Genomic DNA, 19,417 nt, shown 5'->3' on the forward strand with positions numbered 1-19,417 from the left:
TCGAGGGCGCCACCGTCCAGGGCTGGAAAGCCGCCCTCGGCGCCCTCGCCCTGACCTATCCCGACCGCCTCGACCCCTACCTCTGAACAACCCGAGATCAACTTACACAGACAACTTGACAGGCTCCCCCGGCTCGCGGAACCCGTCGCCGGTGTCGGTCTCGAAATACAACGTGGACACGTCGAACAGCACCAGGGACGCCGGGCCCAGCGCGGTGTGCGCGGCGCAGGCCGCGGCCAGCCGCCGGCGCCACCCGGGATCGGCATAGACCGGCAGCCGACGCGTGATCGTGCGATACGACACCGCCTCGACGCCGGTCTCGGCCAGCACCCGCAGGCTGTCCTGCTTGCTGGTCGGCTCGATGATCCGCGCCAACACCAGGTCCCGGAAGACCTCGTCCCCGCCTGCGGCCTCGGCGAACCCGAGCACCGCGTAGGCGCGACACAGCGCCTCCCACAGATGCCCCATCCGCGACGAGACGATCTCCAACGCCCCACCCGCGGCAGCGGCCGCGGCCACCTCCAGCCCCAGATCAAGCTCGGCCTGCCCGGCCGCGATCCGCTGGCGGGCCACCGCCTTGAGCGCCTCCAACTCCTCCTCGTCGTGCGCCGAGCCCAGATGCTCGATGTCCCGAGAGCCCCGCCGCGAGCCGTGCACGATCTGCACCGCCCGCGCTCCCGAGGCCGTCTTCACCGTGCGGACATAGGCCACCCACAGCACACTACGAACCCGATTAGTGCACACACCCCCCGCACCCAAGACACAAACCTGCAGGTCAGCCACCTGCACTGTCGATCAGTGCGGGAACATGGCCCAAGTCGGGACGACCCGAGCCCATCCCGACCCGGTCCATGCGCAGCAGGGTGCCGTCGAGGATGACGAACGCCTTGCGCGCGGCCACTCGGACCGCCGCCTGCAGTCCTGGGGCGAGGGCGGCGACGACCTCGATCGCCTCGCGGATGTAGCGGAACACCGTGGTCGTGCCGATCCCATACCCGGCGGCGAGATCGGCGTGGGTCTCGCCCTTGCGCAGATGCGCCACCACGAGCAGCGCCTGCTCGCCGACGGTCAGCCGACGCCAGCGGGTTCCGAGCGCAGCGCGGCGATGCCGTACGGCATCGGAGACCGTGATGAGGGCGTGGTTGGACACGGACAACCCCGCAGGGTAGGAAGGCAACCAAAGCTCCTGGTCAGGACGTGTTGATCTAGTCAATCGCCCGTCTACCAGGGGCTTCACTCATTCCACTGACGCCACGCCGCCGCAGCTCACGCCAGCTTCCGACCAGGATGGAAAGGGCTCATTGCCGTGCTGGCCGACCAGGCAGCACTGTTCGGGACGGTCGCGTCGGACTCGACGTGCTGGCGCCTGCTCGACCAACTCGACGACCGCCTGCTCGCGCGGGTGGCGGCGGCTCGGGCTGGGGCACGGGAGTCGTCTGGGCGAAGCACGCCGAGACCCGTGGTCGGTCGGTGCCGTCCGCGCGGGTGGCCGGCCGTGAGGTGGATGTGCTGGTCATCGACCTGGACGCGACGATCGTGGTCGCCCACAGCGAGAAGGAGCACGCGGCGCCGACGTTCAAGCGCACCTTTGGGTATCACCCGATGCTGGCGTTCTGCGACAACACCGGCGAGTTCCTCGCCGCCCAGTTGCGCCGCGGGAACGCCAGCGCGAACACCGCCGCTGACCACATCAGCGTGCTCGACCAAGCGTTGGCGCAGATCCCCGACGCCGACCGCCACGGCCGCCCGATCCTGGTCCGCACCGACAGCGCCGGCTGCTCGAAAGCCTTTCTTGCCCACCTCCGCTCCCTGCAAGAGCAGGCCGTGGCCTGCGAGTTCTCCGTCGGCTGGTCGATCACCGACCGCGAACGCACCGCCATCGGGCTGGTACCGAGACGGGCGTGGGCCGACGCGGTCGACGCCGACGGCGGACACCGCGACGGCGCTGGCCTGGCCGAGATCACCGGCTTGCTCCCGGCCGCGGCGTTGCAGGGCTACCCGGCCGGGACGCGGGTGATCGTGCGCCGCGAACGCCCACATCCCGGCGCCCAACTGGATCTCATGGAGGAACGCGACGGGTGGCGCTACACCTGCTTCGCCACCGACACCCGCGCCGGTCGGCTCGCCTTCGTCGACGCCCGCCACCGCGCCCACGCCCGCGTCGAGGACCGCATCCGCTGCGGCAAGGACACCGGCCTGGACCACTTCCCCAGCCGCGATCCTTCGCCATCAACGCCGCATGGTTGACCGTGGTCATGCTCGCGGTCGACCTGCTCACCTGGACCCGACACCTGCTCCTGGACGGCGCGCTCGCGAAGGCCGAACCGAAGACCTTGCGGTATCGGCTGCTGCACACCGCCGCCCGCATCACCCGCGGCCAGCGCCGCACCTGGGTCCGCATCGAGCAGTCCTGGCCCTGGGCGATCGACCTCGCCCGAGCCTTCTCCCGCCTACACACCCTGCCCGTCCCCGCCGGCTGAACCCGACACCTCGACCCAGCGATCACAGTGGAGCACCCGGCAGAACAGCAAGCCGGACGACCACCCACGCCCACCGCCCGAAATGGCCTCGCCCGCATCAACAGAAGATCAACTACTAGCGCCGTGAATCACCGGGGCTAATGGACAGTGCTCTGGGCGCGACATCTCACGAGCCGTCTCGCCCCGCGGATCGGCAGGCGCCCCAGCTCGCATGAAGACTCGAGGGCTGTCGACGACGTCGGACTCAACCCTGTCGATCATGAACAGGGCCATCCTCGCCGCGCGGTGCCGCCGCCAGGCGCAGCGCCCCTCTCCATCACCAGGGTCGAGCCCGACGGCTTCTACAGGCATCTGCTTCCGCAGCGACACCGTACAAGGGGCGCCGCTCTCGATCACCAGGCTCGATGGCCGACTGCTGGTACAGGCGTCCGCTCGGTTGCCATTAGGCGTTCTACTACCCGTCCGGCGCCACTCCCGGCTGGACTACCTCTCACCCATCGACTACGAACGAACCCACACCTCGGCCGCTGACGCGGCTTGAACCCCACACCCCACACCCCACGAGTCCGGAGCAGCGGGGGAAGGTCAGGGCGGCCATAAGCGCCAGGTGCAATGGGGCGTTCGGGGAACGCAGCAACGACATCGTCACATCTGCGCCGGTGTTGCCCAAGAACTCGTGCAGGAGCTGCTCCGCCGTTCGGTTTGCCACCCGCTGGCCCCCTACGATCGTCGAGTGGTTTCATGAGCAGGCCAAGTAGAGCAGGCCACCCCGACAGTTCGCGGCGAATTGAGGCTCGCTCATCGAACGCCTGTGACCCATCCAAGATCGACATCCCGCTCGCCAGGCGTTGCCGACGGAGCTGCGCCATGTGGGCACAGCTCCGCCGGGGGTCGAGGACTACCTCAAGGCGACCGCTGTGGTCATCGCGTCGCGCGCACCGCGGTCCGCCGGAGCGTCGGGCGGGAGGCAGCGAGGAAGTCGGGAGAGTGCGCGGCGTCTTGGATGCTGACGATGGCGCCGCGGTGGGGCGCGTTGATCATGAGGGTGCCATGCCCGGTGGCGATGCCGACGTGGTGGACGCGTTCGCGGGTACCGAAGAAGAGCAGGTCGCCTGGTTTTAGCAGAGTGCCGGGTAGGAGCAGGGGGCCGGCGAGGTACTGGGTGTGGGCTGTGCGGGGGAGGGTGATGCCGGCGGCGGCGTAGGCGGCGGTGGTGAGGCCGGAGCAGTCGAAGCCGGGTTCGCCGTTGGCGGGGCCGTCGCCGCCCCAGAGGTAGGGCAGGCCGAGCTGGGCGCGGGCGTATTCCAGGGCGGTCCGGGCCGCGGCGGCACCGTTGGTGGGGGCGGTGCCACGGTAGCGGGCGGCTTGGGCGAGGACGGCGGTGACGTAGGCGCGGGAGGGGTTGTAGGCGTGGATCGCGTCGGCGAGGCGGGCGGGTGCGCCGGAGTCGCAGAGGTAGGCGGCGGCGGCGTGGATGGCGTCGTGGGGGTTGTAGCGCGATGGTGGGGTGGAGCCGCCTGGCGGTGGTGGGTGGCGGGCGGTGACGGCGGTGAAGGTCGGGGCGAGGAACTGCATGGGGCCGGCGGCTCCGGCGGGGTTCTCGCCGGCGTGGACGCCGGGGAGGGTGGAGCGGCCGTGGTCGGTTTCGATCTTGCCGATGGCGGCGAGGACGGCCCAGTCCAGGCCGGGGCAGGTTGTGGCGGCGCGGTAGAGGCGCAGGTAGTCGGGTGGGATGTCGGCGGTGGCGGCGGCGCTCGGCTGGGTGGGGCCGGTGCTGGTGAGGACGGTGCTGGTGAGGACGGTGGCGGCGAGCGCTGTGATGAGCACCGGTATGGCGATGAGCGCTACGAGTGCGGCGAGGGCGGCGCGCATCAGCGGTGGTGGGTCGCGGCGGCGGGGTTGTAGCTGGCGGGTTGGGGTGGGTTTGGGGGGGGCTGCGTCCTGTTATGGGCTTTCGTCGAGGCCTGCGGGGTGGTTGAGGGCGGGGTTGCCGCGGGGTGGGGCTGGCCAGCGGGTGGCGAGGTCGGTGAGGGTGAGCCGCTGCGGTGGTCGGGTGCCGGTGGTGGGGTCGAGCGGTAGCCATGCCGCGTCGCCGGCGTCAGTGCCGTCGGTCGCGGCGGTGGCGAGGGGGATGAGGGCGGGGTTGTCGAGGGCGCGTAGGGCGCGGGCGAGGTGTTCGCGGGCGCCGGTTTCGCGGCGCGGGGTGGGGAAGCGGACGAGCAGTGGGGTGGCGGTGTGGGTGGTCGCGGCGAGCTCGGCGTAGCGGTCGATCTTCGCGGCGAGGGTGGCGAGGGTGGTGGTGGCGTTGTCGAGTTCGAGGAACCACTCGAAGCCGCTGCGGCGGCCGGTGTGGGTGCCGGTGTGGGTGCGGGCGAGGGTGACGCGGCCGTAGGCGTCGGGGCGGACGATGTCGCCGATGAGGCGGCGGCAGCGGGTTTCGGACCACCAGGTGTCGAGCCGGACCGGGCCGCTGGCGCTGCGCGCGACGAGCCGGGCGAACAGGTCGTTGATCGCGACGGTGTGCGCGAGGGTGTGGTGGTGGGCGAGGGCGAGGGCGTCGTCGCGGCGGTAGCCGAGCTGTTTGAGGGTGACGCCGGCTTGTGCGGCGAGGACGGCGGCGCCGGCGCCGGCGAGGACGTAGTGCATCGGGGCGGCGCCGACGCGCAGGAGGGGTTGGAAGCGGTCGATGACGTCCCACTGGTAGAGCTGCAGCAGCCGCATCCGGGCGGCGCGCCCGGACGGGAACGCCATCGTCGCGATGGCGTGGGTGGTGAGGACGCGGTGCTCGTGCAGCATCGCGATGAGCCAGCGGTCGCGTGGGGTGAGCCGGGCGGCGAGGCGGGCGTGGTGGGCGGGGGACAGGGCCGCGTGCCGGCGGAACGGGGTGACCGGGGCGCGGTGCGCGCGCTGCAACGGCGATGGCGGCGGGGATGAGGGCACGGGTTCTCCTCGGTGCGGGACGGGGGACGGGCTGCGCGGCGATGTCGGCCGGGTGTCGCGTCGGCGCCGTTCAGGGCCGGGTGGGCGGGGGCAGGGGCCGGGTGCGCAGGGTGAAGGCGGGGGTCTCGGCGTCGTGGTGGACGAGCCGGGCGGCGGCGTGGAACGCGTCGAGGTGGGCGAGGTCGTGCTCGTCCAGGTGCGGGGTGGTGTGGCGGGCGAGGTCGCGGGCGTCGTCGGGCCCGACGGTGAAGAAGATCTTGTTGCGGGCGTTGGTGGCGATGCCGTCGCGCAGCGGCCGGGGGAGCTGGGCGAGATTCTGGTGGGCCAGGGTGAGGGAGAGGCGCAGGCCGCGGGCCTCGGCGAGCAGGTCGTCGATGCCGTGGGGGAGGGTGAGGAAGTTGTGGCACTCGTCGATGACCAGCGCGGCGTCGCGGCGCTGCGGTTGGGGTTGGCGGGCGCGGGCGGTGGTGGCGGCCCAGGTGTGGGCGACGACGATGGAGCCGACGAGGCGGGTGCCCTCCTCGCCGAGGCTGCCCTTGGGGATGCGGGCGAGCAGGATCCCGCCGTCGAGGATCCGGGGTAGGTCGACCGCGGGGGTGTCGGGGCGGGCGGTGGTGAGGACGGCGCGGGTGAACGGGCGCAGCAGCAGGGCGCGGACCTTGTTCATCAGCGGGGCGGTGACCTGGGCGCGGGCGCCGTCGGAGAGGCGCTCGTAGCCGGTCCAGAACCCCCGCAGGACCGGGTCGGTGACGGTGCGCAGCGCCCGGGCGCGCACGGCGGGGTCGGTGAGCAGGGCGGGGAGGTCGACCAGCGAGCGCGGGGTGGGTTGGGCGGCGAGGGTGAGACACGCGGCGCGCAGGACGTCGTCGCTGCGGGGGCCCCAGTAGGCGGAGAACACGTTGCGGCAGATCGCGACGAGGTTCTCCACGGCCAGTGCCCGCTCGTTGGGCGGGGTGTCGGCGGTGGGCAGCGGGTTGAGGCTGGGTGGGGGGCCGGACCGGTCGGGGTCGAGCAGCACGACGCGGCCGCGGGCCGGTGGGGGGAGGCGGGCGAGGACGTCGGTGACGAGGTCGCCCTTGGGGTCGATGACGACCACGCCGCGGCGGGCTCGGGCGTCGGCGAGGATCAGCTGGACGAGCAGGGTGGACTTGCCGGAGCCGGTGGCGCCGATGACGTGCAGGTGGTGGCGGGCGTCCGGGACGCGCAGGCCGACCGGGCGGGCGGTGCCGGCGGTGGTGTCGCCGAGCGGCTTGACCTCGGGGCCCGGCGACGGGATGCCCGGGGGTGGGGCGACCGTGCGGGCGCCAGCGCGTTCCAGGTTGGGGGCGTGCCCGGCGGGCAGGGTGGCGATCGCGGCGAGCTCGGCGGCCGACAGCAGGTCCCCGCGGCGCATCCGCCGGGCGGCGATGGCCTGGGCGGGGCGGCGGAGGTGGCGGCGGCGGTAGAAGTTGTGACCGGTGAACGAGGCGAACACCGCGGCAACCGCGTGTGCGCGCCCGCGCGCGGCGCGCCGGGCCTGCTCGGGGTCGCCGCCCGGTGGAGGTTCGATGCTGACCGCGTAGCGCACGAGGGTCTCGAACGTCGCGGCGCGCGCCTTGCTAACCGCGGCCCGGTCCGCGGCGAAGCGTTCCAACCGTGTCCGCGGGTCGTGGATCGCCTGCGTGTGCGGTCTGCGGCCGGTACTGACCGGGCCCGGGGCGAGCAGGGTGAGCACCTCGCGGGCGGCCCACCCGACAGCGCCGCTCGCGGCGACGACGAGCCGTCCATCGCATCGAGTGCCCCCGGCGGCGGGTCTCGACGGCGTGGGCCGGGCGAGGACCTGCACGACGACCTCGCCGCGGGGGCCGGCGGGCAGCTCACCGGCCGCGGTGAGCAAGGCGGTGACGGGGTCGCCGGGGACGGTGTCGTTGATCGGGAGATCGGCGCCTCGGGCGAGCCGCAACGTGCCGCCGGTGACCACCGCCGCGGACGCGTCAGCGCGGGCCCGGGCTGGTGCGGGGGTGGTGCGGGTGGTGGTGCCGGGCCAGGCGGCGGTGACGGCGCGCTCGACCAGCCCGGGCGGGACGGGCCCGGGCACCCACAGCTGGATCGTCGCCTTCTCCGCGGTGACCCGGTACTCGAACGCGAGGTGCGGTTGGCCGAACAGCAGGCGCCGCCAGCGCGGGCGCAGCAACCCGGCGAGGTTGCCCCACAGCGCCTGCGCGCCGTCGTCGGCGAGCCGTCGCGGCGCCAGCACCATCACCAGGCGTGCACCGGTGTGCAGGCGCCGCAGCCGCGCCCGTGCGATCACGGCGTGGACCGCCGCGGCCGCGGTGGTGACTGTGGCGGCGGTGAGGACGACGGCGACGGCCGCGGGTGCGTGTCCCGTGAGGTGGGGGAGCACCCGGTCGATCACGGCCCATCCTGGTCGGCGTCGATCAGGACGAGGTGATCGTCGTGCTCGTCGGCGTGGTGGGCGCGTTCACGCGGGTCGGTGGTGATCAGGTCGTGTTCGGCGTCGGCGGCCAGCGCGTGGAAGGCGACGCGGTGCCGGCCCGCGGACAGCAGCGCCTGGCCGCGTTCGGCGGAGAGCAGGAACGAGCGCTCGCCGGCGGAGAGGTCGAACGTGGTGGTGACGGCGTCGATGGCCTGTGGGGCCTGGCGGAGCAGGATCTGGGTGGCGGCGTTGGTGACGACGGCCCGGCCGAGGTCCGTGCCGAGGACGTCGGCGGTGTCCTGGGTGGCGATGGTGAGCCCGGCCCAGTGCTTGCGGCCGGCCTTGGCGGCGCGGAGCAGGAACTGGGCGCCGGCGGGTTGCTGCATGAGCAGCCAGGCCTCGTCGACGACGACGAGCCGGGGCCAGCGGTCGGAGGGGTCGCTGACCTGGGTCCAGATGGTCTCGAGGGCGAGCAGCGTGCCGACCGGGCGGAGCTGCTCGGGCAGGTCGCGCAGCGCCCAGACGATGAGATGTGAGTCGGGGCGGGTGGTGGTCGGGCCGGTGAAGAGCTGGTTGAACGCGCCGTCGGTGAACGGGTGCAGCATGGCCGCGAGCCGTGCCGCGGCCTGCCGCTCCGACTCGCCGGCGCTGGTGGCGTCGGTGCACGGCCCGTCCCCGCTAGCAGCAGGGTCGGGTTCGGCGTGGGCGGTGAGGGTGGCGCGCAGGTCGGCGAGCAGGGGCGCGGGCCGAGTCCAGGTGGTGGGGTCGTCGGTGATCCCGGCCGCCCGGTAGGTGGCGGTGATCGCGGTGTCGAGCACGGCGCGGTCGATCGCGGACAGGGGTTCGTCGAGCAGGACGGCGAGGAAGGTGTGCAGGAACAGGGCGCGGCGGGTCAGCGCGTCGCGGGGGGCGGTGCGCCGGCCGTCGGCGCGGGTGGTGATGGGCAGGTCGAGGGGGTTGAGGTGCACGCCGGGGGCGCCGGGGCGGACGACCACGCCGCCGACGACGGCGGCGAGCCGGGTGTACTCGTCCTCGGGGTCGATGACGTGGGCGTCGATGCCGCGGTAGAGCGAGCGCAGCAGCTCGAGCTTGACGAGGTAGGACTTGCCGGCCCCGGAGCGGCCGAGGATGACGCAGTTGTAGTTGTCGCAGCCGAAGCGGTCCCAGAACACGAGGTTGCGGGTGCCGAGGTTGTGCCCGTACAGCACCCCGCCGGGGCCACCTGCCGCGCCGTGGGTGGGGAGGTCGGCGGAGGCGAGGGGGAACGCGGCGGCGAGCGCGTCGGTGTCGAAGGTGCGGGTCTGGGCGAGCCGGTCGAGGCCGAGGGGCAGGCCGGTGACCCAGCCGGGCAGGGCGCGGTAGGTGGTGGGGCGGGCGTCGATGAGCAGGCTCGCGGCCAACGCCCGGACCTCGTCGACGCGCTGGGTGAGCTGCTCGGGTGTGGGGGCGTGCACGGTCAGGGTCAGCCCGACGGTGAACAGGCGGCCTTCGCCGCGGGCGATCCGGTCGGCGAGGGTGTAGGCGTCCTCGGTGGCGGCCTCGGCGTGCGGGTCGAGCAGGCGGCCGTGGTCGGCGTCGGCGCGGCGCCCGGATTCGAGGCGGGCGAGCTGGCGGCGCAGCCGGGTGGTGGCGGTGGCCGGGTCGATCGGGCCGATGTGCAGGGAGACGTCGACGCGGCCGGGGTAGCTGGTGAGCGGTTCGAGCCAGCCGGCGTGCACGTCGCGGGGGTAGCCGGTGACCACGAGGGTCGCGGCGTGGTGGGCGTGGCCGAGCTGGACGTGGCGGGCGTGCACGGACAACGCCCGGGGCACGAACGGTGCGACGCGGTCGCCCGGACGCGCGGGGCGGCGGGTCACCGGGTCCTCCGGGCGGTCCGGGGGTCGGGGTTCGTGGTCCAGGGGTCGGGTCCCCAGCCGTCGTCCTCTTCGGTGTCCGGGCCGTGGTCGGGGTCCGCCCGGTTCGGTTCGTCCCGGCCGTCGTCCGCTTCCTGGGAGGCCCGGTCGTGACCGGTCGGTGGGTGGCGCCGCACGACGTCCGGCTGCCCGGATCGACGTGGTTCGTGGTCGGGGTTGCAGATCCTGGTGAGCAGGACGGTGGTTTCCGCGGCGGACAGCGGGGTGACGGTGACGTCGAGCGGGGCGAGCAGCCGGGTGGCGTCGTTGAGGCGGCGCAGCAGCCGGTGCTCGGCGCCGCCGCGGCCGGCGGGTTCGCGCAGCACCAGCAGGACCTGGCGGGTGAGCAGCTCGTGCTCGCCGCCGGCGGTGGCCAGCCGGGCGAGGTGGGCGCGATGTGCGTCGGCCGCGGCGGCGAGTGCGGGATGGGGGAGTTGGCGGGCTCGGGAGTGTAGGTCGTGCAGGTGGTCGGACAGGTCCAGCGGCAGGGCGTGGACGAGGATCTGGGTCGGCCCGGCCAGGGCGTGCAGGTAGCGGGCGAACCCGTCGACGAGGCCGTCCTGCTCGGCGGGGGTGCGCAGGGCCAGGTTCACCGTCGACAGCTCGGCGATCGCGACCAGCCCGTCCGGGCCGAGGTCGACCACCGCCACGCCGGGGTCGCCGGGCGGGCCGGTGTCGGTGACCGTGCGGGCGGGGAAGGTGGTGGGTCGTCGACCGGGGTGTTCGGGTCGGTCGGTGTCTGCGTTGGCTGGGGTGAGCCAGGCGGGGACCGCGTCGCGCGCGGGCCGGGGTCGGTGTCGCGGACGAATGCGGTGGCGCACCGCGGCGAACAGGTGCCGGTCGAGCGGGAGCCCGTCGCGGTGCCCGACCGCGATCACGAACGCGAACGCGCCCACCGGGAGCGCGGCGAACAAGAACACGGGCAATGCGACCACGCCGCGCAACGCGGTCCAGGCGAGGTAGAGCATGGCGGCGGTGACCGCGAGGATCGCGACCTGCCGCGCGGTGAACGGGCCGAGGATCCGGTCGGGGCGGTTGACATCGGAGGGGATGCGAGTGGGCCGGGTCATGAGAGGTCTCCGGGTGGGCCGGGGCGTCGCCGACGCGGGGTCGAGGACGCGGTATCGGACGGGGCGGCTGCGGCGGTACCGGTGCGGGCCGCTCGGCCGGGCCGCGACCGGCGGGCCGGGGTCGGCGGGGTGGCCGCGGGCCGGCGGGCGGCGCCTTCGGTCGGGACCGGATACCGCCCGGCACGCAGTGCCGGGCTGGCCTGGCGGGGATCGAACGGCAGCGACATCTGCCGCCCGACGCGTCGCGCCGGTGGGCCGGCGGGTGCCGGAGCGGGTGCTGCAGCGGGCGCCGCGGTAGCGGGCCGGACGCGGGTGACGCTGATCGGAAGGCGGTACTGGCCGTCCGGGCCGAGGACCGGGCGGTGCTCGGGCCAGTCCCCTTCGGTAAGCGGCAGGGCCAGCTGCCGGGCACGCGGGGATCGCCGCCTCGGCATGGGGGGTGCGGGCCCGGCCGTCGGGCGGGCGCGGGTGACCGTGATCGGGAGGCGGTACTGCCCGTCGCGGCCCAGGACCGGCCGGTTCTCCGGCCACTCGCCCTCGGTGAGCGGCAGGGCCAGCTGGCGGCCGGTCGTCGGCGGCCGGCCGGCCGGCTCGGCGGGGGGCGCGGCCGGGCGGGGGCGCCGTCGGGCGAGGCCCTCCAGGGGCAGCATCAGCTGTCCGTCCCGGGTGGCTCGGGTCCGGGCGTACGGGTCGGTCGGGCCCGGTCTCGGGCCCCTGCCCGGGCCGCCGCCGTGCCCACCGCCACCGGGTCGGCCACCGGGTCGGCCGTTGCCGCGGCCGCCGGGGCTCGTCCGTCCCAGACCGCCGAGCAGGCCGAAGGTCTTGTAGGCGATGAACCCGCGTACGAGGGAGCCGAGCAGCGACCGCCCGCCGCTGATCCGGCCGGCCGACAGCAGCCAGAACGGGATCTTGAATAGGACGTAGAGCAGGGCGAGGACGACGAGCAGGGTGACGAACCCGTTGCCGACGTCCGCACCCTCGAACCCGAATCCGCCGCCCGGGGTGAGCAGCACGTTCAGCGCGATGACCAGGGTGAGGCTCTGCACGACCTGGATCGCGAGGCACGCGCCGAAGCTGCGCCACCACCAGTGGGCGATCCCTTCGGTGTGGGGCAGGGCGTGGAACATCAACGCGATCGGGGCGGCGGCGACGAGGACGACGGTGAGCGCGACCCGGACGATGTAGGTGAGCAGCAGCGCGAGCAGCGCGACCACGACCCCCAGGCCCATGATCAGTAGGAAGGTCGCGCCGTTGGCGCTGTGGAGCGCCGACTCGATCAGCTCGCGCAGGGCGGCCGCGGCGCCGGTTTCCTCGACGCCGGTGGCCAGCACCGCGCTGCTGAGCGCGTTGGCGGCCTCGATCGCTGTGTCGGCCAGGCTCAGCGAGACGGCCCCGGCCACGAACCCGATCACCAGGCGGGGGGCGATCTCGCGCAGCGTGTGGCGGGCCTGGATGGTCTCGTACCCCATGAGCACGATCCCGGCGGCCAGGACGAGCAGGCCGTAGCAGGCCAGCAGGATCCGCCACGACCCCTCCCACAGCGCGGTGAGCCGGGGCAGGTCGGTCGGGTTCGGGGTGGCGAGCAGGGTGTCACCGAGCAGCGCGATCATCGGGTTGAGCGCGTCGGACACCACCGAGCGCAGGAATCGGGTGACGGATTCGGAGACGCACGCGCCCGGGTCGAACACCCCGCACGCCGATGGGGGCACCTCACCCGCACCGCCGCTCGGCGCTGGTGGGGCGGCGCCCGGGACCCGGCCGGGAGCGTCGTCGGGCGGGCATCCAGGGCTGTCGCAGGGGGCCGGCGCGGGCGGCTGGGCCGCCACGCTGTGCGCGGCGGCTGCGGGGACGACCCGGTCGGCGCTCGGATCGGGTGGACCGGAAGCGGCGACCGCGACGGCGATCGCGACGCAGGGCAGCAGCCGGACACTCCTCCTCGCTGTGCGGCGGGGACATGGTCGCCGACGGTGGATCACCTCAGCCCCCGACGATTCCCTGGAGGACCTGCACGATCAGCGGTGCGAGCACGGCCAGGCCGTAGCCGAACGCCGCCGAACGCAGCGCCGCCCGGGCCCGTTCGACCTCGCCGGGGTCGCCGCCGGCCATGACGTAGCGGGCGCCGCCGATGGTGAGGAACACGGTGGCCAGCGCGGCGAGGATCCCGACGATCCAGTTCCTGATGTTGGTGAGCACCTGGTCGATCGATGCGGGCGCGGCCAGCACGGTGACGGTTTCTCGCGCGGACGCGGGCGCGGCGGCCACTGCGGTGAGCAGAGCAGCCAGTACGAGGGCCGCCGCCGCACGGCCGAGCGCCCGGTGCCGACGAGGCCACCCCCGGACGGGGACCGTCATGTCCGGTCCCCGTCCCGGGTGGGGCGGCCAGCGCCGGTGCGGTGGCCACCGTGTGCGGTCGGGCGACGGCGTGTCCGGCGACATCGGCGATGCGCTGGTGCGGCCTCGCCGGCTGGCTCGGGGGTTGCGGGGTCCTCATTGGTGTCGGGGGCGGGGACGCGTCGCTGCCCCGGCGCGGCGGTGGCCGGGTCGAGACGGGCGGTGCGCCGGACCGGTCGGCCCGGTTCGGCGGGGTTGTTCCCGGTGCCGGCCGACGGGCGCCGCGGACGTGCCGGGTGGCGGGCGGGGCCGTGGGTGGTGGCGGTGCGCAGCGGCGTGTCGGTGCTGGCGGTGCTGTCGGGGTCGGCGGTGCGGAGGAACTCGGCGAGTTTGCGTTCGGCACGTACCCGTGCGGCGCGGGTCGCGGCCAGGGTGTGGCCGCGGGCGCGGGCGAGCTCGGCGAGCGTGTGCGGCTCCAGCCGAGTCGAGCCGATCAGCACGGCCTCCGGGTGGCTGAGCGCCCCGGCGGCGACCGCGCGGGCGAGAACGAGGTCGGGGTGGCGGGCGGGCGCCGGCGGCGGGGACGATGCGAACAGGGTCGCGCGGGGAATCGGTGCCCGGTGGATCTCGCGTCGCGCTGCCCGCCCGGCATCGTGTGCGGCGGCGGACAGCCGGGCCGGGATGTTCGGGCGGCGCAGGTCGACCATGGCGAGCTCGGCCAGGAACCCGGACAGCACCGCCGACTCGATGTCCGCCACGGCACCGGCCATGCCGCGGCGCCCCCGCGGGCCGGCCGTGTCGCCGTGACGTGCCGGCCGCAGGTCCCGACACAGCCGCCTGCCGGTCGCGACGAGCGCCGGCAGCGCCACCCCGACACAGGCGACCGTCCAGGCGCCGCCCCGGGCGCGGGACCGCCGCACCAGGTGCGCCCAGGCCACGTCGCGGGTCGCGGCCGGCGTCGACGGGTGACCCAGGTGCGCGCGCAGCGCGTCGATGCGGATGGCGCGACCGGGCAGACCACGAAGCGCCCGACCGTCCACGCTCAGCGGGCTGGGCCCGCTCACCAGCCACTCGAACGCGGCCCGGGCCTGCTCCAGCGGCGCGCCGTCGACGGGCGCCGCCGGGATGTGGCGATGGTTCATCACGGTTCTCGACCTGCTTTCCACGGTGACTCCAGAGCTGATGCCGACGGAAAACAGGAGGACACACCGCTGATTGCACGGGGATTGCACAATCACTCCGCAACACCGCAATAGGCTCGTCCCGGGCGTTGCGACACCGCCCGGCGTGCGAATCACAGGGATTGCGCCAGACGATTTCCCGCATGGCCATGCAGAGGTCATCCGCCGGATGCACCGTGTCTACGTGCGGTTACAGCACTGCGGCAGGTGTTGCAGGCCGATTTTCTCCGTCGCTGCAATCGTGCTGTGCGCAGGTGGTAACCGGAGTCATGGCGGACTTTGTCGCGCACCCGGAATCCCTCCGACCGAAATGTAGTGACGGGGCCGGGTGGGGGACGCGAACGCGACAAGGAGATGCGCATGCCCATCGACGACACCCAGCGACACCACGAACCCGCCGACGAACCGAGCTGTCCGGCCGCGACGGGCCCGGCCATCGGACACGGCCGCATGGCGACGCCCCGGCCGGTCGGACGGCCCTCGCTCGATCGGCCTCGCGGCGGCCCGGGCCGAGCCCGCCGATCCCGCGAGGGGGTTCCTGCGACGGTGTGGGCACCACCCCCTTACGCGGTCGGGCAGGCCTGGCGGACCTGGGTGCTCGCTGCGGTCCGCCACGCGTTCCTGCCGGCCAACGGCCGGTGGCTCGATCTCACCCCCCGGCTCCGACCGACCGACCCCGCAACCGCAGCCGGCGGGGAACCCGGCCGCCGTCCGGCGGGGGTGCGGGTTGTGCCGTTCTGGGCACCGCTGGTCGCCGACGCGGGCCTCGGGCGCAGCCGCGAGCGGTTCCCCGCGCCGCCCCGCGACCGCGGGCCCGCCGCGCACAGTCGCGACGACGACGACGGCGAGGTGGCGGTCGTGTTCGTCGACCTCGGCGACAGCGCCGTCGACGACCGGCTCGGCATGCTGGCCGCGCGCGCCCTGCGACCCGGCGGCGTCCTGGCCGTCCTCACCCGCTGCCGGCACACCGACACGGCACCGGCGGAACTGCTCGACCCGACCGGGATGGTCGTCGCGTCCGCGCAGAACGCCGACCTGCTCTACCTCCAGCACATTGTGATCCCGCTCGCACCGCTCACCCCGCCGCCGCACGGGCAGGCACCGCCGCCATCCGCGGACCGCACGGCCGCGTCGGCTCACCACAGCGCCCACGCGGATCTGCTGCTGTTCGCCCGCAGCGGGCACCCTGGCCCGGCTCCCGACACGGCGGCTGAGGCGACCCGATGACCGGCTCGATGATCGGCGGCGAGGGGATGGGGTCGGTGTGGGCGACCGCGCAGCGGAGCCCGGCCGTGCAGCGCGGCGACCGGTACGTGCCCGGCTCTGTGGCGCACCCGGCGAAGATGCTGCCCGCCGTCGCCGCGCACGCGATCGCCGCCTACACCACGCCGGGTGAGATCGTCCTCGACCCGATGTGCGGGATCGGCACCACCCTGGTCGAGGCCGTGCACCTCGACCGGCGCGCCGTCGGGGTGGAGTACGAGATCCGCTGGGCGGAGATCGCCCGGGACAACCTCGCCCAAGCGGGCCCGCTGCGCCGCAGCCTCGGGCGCGTCCACACCGGCGACGCCCGCCACCTTGACTGGCTGCTGCCCGACGAGCTGCGCAGCCAGGTTGCCCTGATCGTCACCTCCCCGCCCTACGGCCCGTCCACCCACGGCCAGGTCTCCACCGGCACGGGCGGGGTGCACAAGCGCGACCACCGCTACGGCGACCCGCTCGACCGCGGCAACCTCGCCAACATCGGCCACCACCGGCTGCTGGCCGGGTTCACCCGCATCCTCACCCTCGCCGCCGGCTACCTGCGCCCCGGCGGCCACGTCGTGATCACCATCCGGCCCTGGCGGGAGCACGCCGAGCTCATCGACCTGCCCGCCCAGATCCAGGCCTGCGGCCGCCACGCCGGCCTGACCGTCGTCGAACGCTGCGTCGCCCTGCTCGGCCGGGTCACCGACGACGGCGGCTACATAGCGCGCGGCTCGTTCTTCCAACGCGACTTCATCCGCCGCCAACGCGACCGCGGCCTGCCCCTACACCTGATCGCCCACGAGGACGTCGTCGTCCTGCAGCGCCCGGCCGGCGTCGGCGCGCTCGAACCGGACCAGACGCTGGTCGATGCCGGATAGATCCCCCGCCCGCGCCCGCCGGGACGTCGGCGAGGGCGGCGGCCGACTGGCTCTCTGCCGTCAACCGAGCGTCCATGGATCCCGTCGGTCACGTCCCCACCCGGCAGCCGCGGGCGGGGGCCTCGGCCGCCAGCCTCACCGGACACGGGCTCGGACCGGCGCATCCCCGCCGACCCGAGCCCTGACCGGACCCCGCTCGCGTCAGGAGCCCGGCCATGCACCATCCCTCCCCGCCCCGGCGCGGACACCGCCGCGGCCGGCGGCCACACGCCCAGACCTGGCCGCCGCGGCCACACCGGCGACGCCGGGCGTCCGCGGCCGCCGTGCTGGCCGCCATCGCGGTCACGATGCTGCTGGCCGCGACGGCGGTCACGGTCGTCGTGATGTCGCCCTGCGGGTAGCGACACGGCCAGCCGGCCGGCAGTACGGGTCGCCGGCCCGGCACGGTGCGTCCCGATGACCCACCGGACCGGCCCGCGAGGCGTGCGGCGCCACCACCACGCCGGCGACCGGGGATGCCCGAGCGCCGACGGCGCACCGCAGGCGGTGGATGTCCCGGCTGCCGAACCGGCCCTTCCCGAACGACACGCGACCGGCAGCGCCGAGCCCGCGCCGCCGCAGCTCTACACCCCCGCCGAAGCCGCCGGCCTGCTGACCGTGCGGGAGTCATGGCTGCGCCGCAAGGCCGCCGCACGCGCAGTGCCGTGCACGTTCCTGGGCAAGCACCTGCGGTTCTCCGCCGCCGACCTCGCAGCGATCGCCGCGGCCGCGGCCCGACCGGCCCTCACCGGACCCGCGGCAACCCGTCGCCGACACCCGCGGTGACACCGAGCCGACGAGGGACTGGCTCTCTGCGTCGTATCGAGCGTCCATATCCATCAGCCGACCGTCCGTCCAGCAGGGAGCAGCGATGTCGTTCGTCGAGAGATCCGGCAAGCGCACCTGGCGGGTGCGCTACTGGCGCGACGACGGCACCCACGGCTCGATCTCCGGATTCCCCACCCGCAAGGCCGCCGAGGCCAAGGCCCGGGAGATCGACACCGACCGCGGCCGCGGCGACTTCCTCGACCCGCACGCCGGCCGCATCACCCTCGACACCTGGATCATCACCTGGTTCGACGCCCTCGACGTCTCCCCGGCCACGACCTCCCAGTACCGCAGCATCACCCGCAACCACATCCGGCCCCGTTGGGGTACCACCCCGCTGGGCGACATCAGCGGCATCGCCGTCGCCGCCTGGGCCAAGAAGCTGCGCGCCGAGGGCTACGCCGCCGCCACCGTCGCCACCATCCTGAAGATCTTCAGCATGATGCTCGCCGACGCCGCCGACGAACGCCTCATCCCCGCCAACCCCATCCGCCCCCGACGCCGCGGCCGCCGCCGCCACGAGCCCGTGACCGAGCCGGTCTGGGCCACCCCGGCCCAGGCGTTGGCCGTCGCGGTCAACGCCGCCCGCCTCGCCGGGCCCACCGCCGGGATCCTGCTACTCACCGCGGCCTGGACCGGCGCCCGCTGGGGCGAGCTGACCGGGCTGCACCGCGACAACCTCACCCTGACCTCCGACGGTGTCGGCCGGATCGTGATCGACCCCCACGTCGGGGCGCTGCACGAGGTCGACACCATGCTCTACCTCGGCCCGCCCAAGACCGCCGAGTCCGCCCGCCCCATCACACTGCCGCCGTTCCTGGTCGAGGTGCTGCGCCACCACCTGAGCACCCACCCGCATCCGCACGTGTTCGTCAACGCCGACGGCAGCTTCCTGCGCCGCTCCAACTTCGCCCGCCGCGCCATGCGGCCCGCCGCCGACGGCACCACCATCCGGGCACAGCCACCGGTGGCCGCCGCACCCGCAGCGCCCGGGCTGACCTTCCACGGGCTGCGGCACAGCCACAAGACCTGGCTGATCGCCGACCAGATCCCCGAGGTCGCCCAAGCCCGCCGCCTCGGCCACCGCATCCCCGACAAGATCCAGCACATCTACAGCCACGTCGCCCCCGAACTCGAAGCACGCGTGCTCGACACCCTGCAGCGGCGCTGGACGACGGCGCTGGCCGCCCTCGCCGCACCGAACTGGTCCGCTGCGGTCGCGTCGACGCATGCCCTGCCCGCCGCACGCCGCCGACCGGCCTGAGCGGCCCCAGAGATCGCTCGGCCGGCCCGCAGCCGGTACCCGGGGGCAGCAGCAAACTCTTCCTAGTCGAGCCCGTTCTCACCGTCGCCGTCGTCGACCAGCACAGCGCAGTGGTGTGCGCCGAGCGCATCGGCAACGACGCCGCGGGTCTGGGCACGGCTGTTGGAGATCCTGACCGAGCACGACCCGGCCGACCGGTGGCTGGAGATGGCGATCGCGACGAACCGCGGCCGCGCTCGCCGCTATGCCGACCGCAAGTGCCGGGCTCGTCCGGCAGGCGCCGCATGACGGCGGCCGGGAAGTTGGGCACGGCGAGGGCTGGACATGTGCAGGACCCAGTCCGCCTGTGCCGGTCCGGCGAGCCGGATCACGTCCGCGGCCGGCGATGTCGTCGGGCACGCTGTACAAGTGGGACGGGGAGCCGGGTTGCTGGTTGGCGCTGTCGTTGGGCTGCCACTTGGGGCGATGCTCCTGGCCGCGGATGCGGTGTTTACGGGTCTCATCGTCCTCGGCGCATCGACGATAGCTCTCGTCTACGGGTTGCGTCGGCTCTGACGGCGCGGCGGCAGTGCGCACGCGCCGGCCGCACCAGCATGGAACCGGCCGGTCTTCAGAACCCCTACGGATACCTTGCGAACCCGTGTTGGCGATCAGGTGCACGCGTGTTGGAGCCGGCCGAGGTCCATGTCGGCGCGACATCCGTTGCGGTAGGGAGCCGCTCAAGGCGTCACCCACCGCGACGTGCGCTCCACGACCCAGTGGCTCGCACCCATCCTTGAGTCGTGCTGTCTCGCGTCAGACTTCTTGGCAGGGCCCGTTTCTTGCGGTCTGACCATGGAGGAACCTGATC

Annotated in this window: 13 protein-coding genes and 3 pseudogenes; 6 read left to right on the forward strand and 10 right to left on the reverse strand. The window is 74.1% G+C overall.

Going from position 1 to position 19,417, the window contains the following annotated elements; all coding sequences use genetic code 11:
* Nucleotides 1-126: 126 nt before the first annotated feature.
* Both AB7J25_RS11370 and AB7J25_RS11375 read right to left on the reverse strand, forming a co-directional pair.
* Nucleotides 127-711: pseudogene (locus AB7J25_RS11370) on the reverse strand (IS1634 family transposase); the annotation flags it as partial.
* 130 nt (nt 712-841) lie between these two features.
* Nucleotides 842-1,177 (reverse strand): annotated as a pseudogene (locus AB7J25_RS11375) (helix-turn-helix domain-containing protein); the annotation flags it as partial.
* A gap of 123 nt (nt 1,178-1,300) precedes the next feature.
* Between AB7J25_RS11375 and AB7J25_RS11380 the strand changes: the two are divergent.
* A pseudogene (locus tag AB7J25_RS11380) lies at nt 1,301-2,480 on the forward strand (IS1380 family transposase); the annotation flags it as partial.
* A 921-nt stretch (nt 2,481-3,401) separates the two neighbouring features.
* Here AB7J25_RS11380 and AB7J25_RS11385 read toward each other — a convergent pair.
* The 8 genes from AB7J25_RS11385 to AB7J25_RS11420 form a co-directional block, all read right to left on the reverse strand.
* Nucleotides 3,402-4,307 (reverse strand): NlpC/P60 family protein, encoded by a 906-nt coding sequence (locus AB7J25_RS11385; protein WP_428507946.1) that lies wholly within the window; start codon nt 4,305-4,307, stop codon nt 3,402-3,404.
* 117 nt (nt 4,308-4,424) lie between these two features.
* Nucleotides 4,425-5,420, reverse strand: a complete 996-nt coding sequence (locus tag AB7J25_RS11390; RefSeq protein ID WP_428507948.1) for a replication-relaxation family protein — start codon at nt 5,418-5,420, stop codon at nt 4,425-4,427.
* Nucleotides 5,421-5,490: 70 nt separating this feature from the next.
* Nucleotides 5,491-7,815, reverse strand: a complete 2,325-nt coding sequence (locus AB7J25_RS11395) for a type IV secretory system conjugative DNA transfer family protein (RefSeq protein ID WP_428507950.1) — start codon at nt 7,813-7,815, stop codon at nt 5,491-5,493.
* Complete coding sequence (locus tag AB7J25_RS11400) at nt 7,812-9,692, reverse strand: VirB4 family type IV secretion system protein (RefSeq protein WP_428507952.1); 1,881 nt, start codon at nt 9,690-9,692, stop codon at nt 7,812-7,814. Before AB7J25_RS11400 ends, AB7J25_RS11395 begins: the two co-directional genes overlap by 4 nt.
* Nucleotides 9,689-10,798 carry a PrgI family protein gene (locus AB7J25_RS11405; protein WP_428507954.1) on the reverse strand — a complete coding sequence of 370 codons (1,110 nt, stop codon included), beginning with the start codon at nt 10,796-10,798 and terminating at the stop codon, nt 9,689-9,691. The genes AB7J25_RS11400 and AB7J25_RS11405 overlap by 4 nt, the downstream gene beginning before the upstream one ends.
* The gene (locus AB7J25_RS11410) at nt 10,795-12,507 is read right to left on the reverse strand and encodes a hypothetical protein (RefSeq protein WP_428507956.1); all 1,713 of its coding nucleotides are present in this window, start codon (nt 12,505-12,507) and stop codon (nt 10,795-10,797) included. Before AB7J25_RS11410 ends, AB7J25_RS11405 begins: the two co-directional genes overlap by 4 nt.
* Before the next feature lie 268 nt (nt 12,508-12,775).
* Nucleotides 12,776-13,150 carry a pilin gene (locus AB7J25_RS11415; RefSeq protein ID WP_428507958.1) on the reverse strand — a complete coding sequence of 125 codons (375 nt, stop codon included), beginning with the start codon at nt 13,148-13,150 and terminating at the stop codon, nt 12,776-12,778.
* Nucleotides 13,147-14,271, reverse strand: a complete 1,125-nt coding sequence (locus AB7J25_RS11420; RefSeq protein ID WP_428507960.1) for a sigma-70 family RNA polymerase sigma factor — start codon at nt 14,269-14,271, stop codon at nt 13,147-13,149. Before AB7J25_RS11420 ends, AB7J25_RS11415 begins: the two co-directional genes overlap by 4 nt.
* A gap of 768 nt (nt 14,272-15,039) precedes the next feature.
* On the opposite strand from AB7J25_RS11420, the gene AB7J25_RS11425 reads away from it, so the two are divergent.
* The 5 genes from AB7J25_RS11425 (at nt 15,040) to AB7J25_RS11445 (ending at nt 18,567) form a co-directional block, all read left to right on the forward strand.
* Entirely contained in the window at nt 15,040-15,537 is a 498-nt protein-coding gene (locus AB7J25_RS11425) for a hypothetical protein (RefSeq protein ID WP_428507962.1), read from the forward strand.
* A complete protein-coding gene (locus AB7J25_RS11430; RefSeq protein ID WP_428507964.1) occupies nt 15,534-16,436 on the forward strand; it encodes a DNA methyltransferase in 903 nt (300 codons plus the stop codon). Before AB7J25_RS11425 ends, AB7J25_RS11430 begins: the two co-directional genes overlap by 4 nt.
* Before the next feature lie 215 nt (nt 16,437-16,651).
* The gene (locus tag AB7J25_RS11435; protein WP_428507966.1) at nt 16,652-16,837 is read left to right on the forward strand and encodes a hypothetical protein; all 186 of its coding nucleotides are present in this window, start codon (nt 16,652-16,654) and stop codon (nt 16,835-16,837) included.
* A 55-nt stretch (nt 16,838-16,892) separates the two neighbouring features.
* Nucleotides 16,893-17,261, forward strand: a complete 369-nt coding sequence (locus tag AB7J25_RS11440; protein ID WP_428507968.1) for a hypothetical protein — start codon at nt 16,893-16,895, stop codon at nt 17,259-17,261.
* Between the two features lie 85 nt (nt 17,262-17,346).
* Nucleotides 17,347-18,567, forward strand: a complete 1,221-nt coding sequence (locus AB7J25_RS11445; protein WP_428507970.1) for a tyrosine-type recombinase/integrase — start codon at nt 17,347-17,349, stop codon at nt 18,565-18,567.
* The last annotated feature ends 850 nt before the right edge of the window (nt 18,568-19,417 follow it).

Source organism: Pseudonocardia sp., from assembly GCF_050246655.1.
In the GTDB taxonomy this organism is placed as follows: Bacteria; Actinomycetota; Actinomycetes; order Mycobacteriales; family Pseudonocardiaceae; genus Pseudonocardia.